Annotated in this window: 2 protein-coding genes; both read left to right on the plus strand. The window is 71.4% G+C overall.

Translation table 11 applies throughout. The features are described from left to right. Positions 1-1,191, plus strand: a 1,191-nt coding sequence (locus DAT37_RS35975) for an NAD(P)/FAD-dependent oxidoreductase (RefSeq protein ID WP_109529416.1), incomplete at its 5' end; no start/stop codon positions are given. After that, positions 1,188-2,657: an ATP-binding protein gene (locus DAT37_RS35980; RefSeq protein WP_109529417.1), complete on the plus strand. Its 1,470-nt coding sequence runs from the start codon at positions 1,188-1,190 to the stop codon at positions 2,655-2,657. The genes DAT37_RS35975 and DAT37_RS35980, both read left to right, overlap by 4 nt. Positions 2,658-2,692: the final 35 nt, after the last annotated feature.

Raw genomic sequence — 2,692 nt, forward strand, 5'->3', positions numbered from 1 at the left:
CCGTCCTACAAGGTGCGCGAGTTCCTGGCCCGCAATCACGTGCCCTACCAGTGGATGCTCGCCGAGGAGCCGGAAGGGGCGCAGCTGGTCGCGGCCGTGGGCGACGACTGCCACCTGCCGCTGGTGGTCACCGCCGACGGCGCGTCGCTGCAGGCGCCCGACCAGTCCACGCTGGCCACGGCCGTGGGGCTGTCCACCACGCCGGCGACCGACTTCTACGACCTGATCGTGGTCGGCGGCGGCCCGGCCGGGCTGGGCGCCGCGGTCTACGGCGCCTCGGAGGGGCTCAACACGGTGCTGGTCGAGGCGCACGCCTCGGGCGGGCAGGCGGGCCAGAGCTCCCGCATCGAGAACTACCTGGGCTTCCCCGACGGCGTCTCCGGCCAGCAGCTCGCCGACCGGGCGCGCAGGCAGGCGCTGAAGTTCGGCGCCGAGCTGCTGACCACGCGCAAGGTGACCCTTCTGGAGCCGCGCGGGCAGGCGCGGGTCGTCGGTTTCAAGGACGGCGGCGAGATCGCGGCGCACGCGGTGATCCTGGCGACCGGGGTCACCTACCGGCGCCTAGACGCGCCCGGACTCGACGACTTCGTCGGCAGGGGCGTCTTCTACGGCGCCGCGCTGACCGAGGCGCCGGCCTGCCGGGACGCCGAGGTCCACGTCGTCGGCGCGGCCAACTCGGCCGGCCAGGCGGCGGTCTACCTGGCGGGATTCGCGAGCAAGGTCCATTTGTTGGTGAGAGGTGATGCTTTGGAGAGGTCCATGTCGCACTATCTCATCGAACAGATCCACGCGATCCCCAACATCGAGGTGCACGTCCAGACCCGCGTGAGCGGCGGGCACGGCGACGCGCACCTGGAGGGCCTGACGCTCACCACCAAGGGCGAGGAGCGCACGGTCGACACGCAGTGGCTGTTCGTGTTCATCGGCGCCGAGCCCTACACCTCGTGGCTCGGCGACACCGTCGAACGCGACGCCAAGGGATTCGTGCTCACCGGTCCTGACCTGGTGCAGGGTGGGCGGCGGCCGCGCAACTGGCCGCTGCGGCGCGAGCCGTACTACCTGGAGACCAACGTGCCGGGAGTCCTGGCCGCGGGCGACGTGCGCGCCGAGTCGATCAAGAGGGTCGCCTCGGCCGTCGGCGAGGGCGCGATGGCCGTCGCGCTCGTGCACCGCTATCTGGAGAAGCAATGAGCGTCACCACCGGCAGTGTCCCGTTCGAGGTCCCGATCGACATCGACGAGCTGCGCAAGCTGTTCCTGTTCGAACGGCTGAGCGACGAGCAGCTCACCAAGCTGGCCGCCAGCGGCGCGGTGCGCTCCTACGCGCAGGACGAGGTCATCATCCGGCAGGGCGACCCCGCCGAGTGCTTCGCGGTGCTGATCGAGGGCGAGGTGCAGATGTTCCAGGAGACGGTCAGCGCCGGCACCGTCGCCCTGCCCCGCGCCTCCCAGCCCGGTGTCTACGCCGGGGCGACCTCCGCCTATCTCGGCGACCGGGGCCCGCAGACCTACCAGCACTCACTGCGGGCCCTCGCGCCCTCCCGGATGTTCCTGCTGCCCGCCAGGAAGTTCGCGCACATCGTGGCTGAGTGGTTCCCCATGGCCATGCACCTGCTCGACGGCATCTGGACCGGCGGGCGGATGCAGCGGGAGATCATCGACAGGCGGCAGCGGCTGACCGCGCTCGGCACGATCACCGCCGGGCTCACCCACGAGCTCAACAACCCGGCCGCCGCGGCCGTCCGGGCCGTCGGCGAGCTCCGCACACTGCTCAGGACCTCGCGCATGCAGCTCGCCCAGCTCGCCGAGGACGGCATCCCGCCCGAGCGGCTGCGCGCGCTCATCGAGACGCAGGAGAGCTGCGCCGAGGCCGTGGGCAAACTGCCGCCGCGCAGCCCGCTGGAGATCTCCGACGCCGAGGACGACCTGGCCGAGGCACTGGACGAGCTGGGCGTGGACGACGCCTGGGACCTGGCTCCCGCGCTGGTGGCGGCGGGCTTCGGCCGCCAGCACCTCGACAAGGTGCGCCGGAAGGCGGGCGAGGAGCACGTGACCGGCGCCATCCGCTGGCTGTCGAAGGCGGTCGAGATCTCCCAGATGCTGGGCGAGGTCACCGACGCGACCGAGCGGATCTCCACACTGATCCGGTCAGCCAAGCAATACTCCCAGATGGACCGCGCGCCGTTCCAGATCTGCGACGTGCACGAGCTGCTCGACAGCACGGTCGCGATCTTCCGCGGCAAGATCCCGCCGGGCATCAGCGTGGTCACCGACTACGACCGGAGCCTGCCGCCGATCCCCGCCTACGGCGGCGAACTCAACCAGGTCTGGACCAACCTCATTCACAACGCGCTCGACGCGATGGGCGAGGAGGGCACGCTGACGATCCGCACCGCGTACGACGAGGACGAGGCGATCATCGAGGTCGGCGACACCGGGCCCGGCGTGCCTGACGCCATCAAGGACCGGATCTTCGAGCCGTTCTTCACCACCAAGAGCGTCGGCAACGGCACTGGGCTCGGGCTCGACATCTCCTACCGGATCGTCGCCGGACGGCACGGCGGCGAGATCAAGGTGCGCTCGGTGCCCGGGCAGACCTGGTTCGAGGTCCGCCTGCCCCTGCGCGAGCCGGCCGCGGCCCCCGCCCCGGAGTCCTGAGCGGGTCCGCGCGGCCCCACCACCGGGCACCCCCG

Origin of the sequence: Nocardia aurea (assembly GCF_003123685.1) — a bacterium.
Classification (GTDB): domain Bacteria; phylum Actinomycetota; class Actinomycetes; order Mycobacteriales; family Mycobacteriaceae; genus Nocardia; species Nocardia aurea.

Coding starts and splice junctions, on each gene's coding strand:
- DAT37_RS35980 (WP_109529417.1), top strand. CDS start 1,188: ATGAGCGTCACCACCGGCAGTGTCCCGTTCGAGGTCCCGATCGACATC.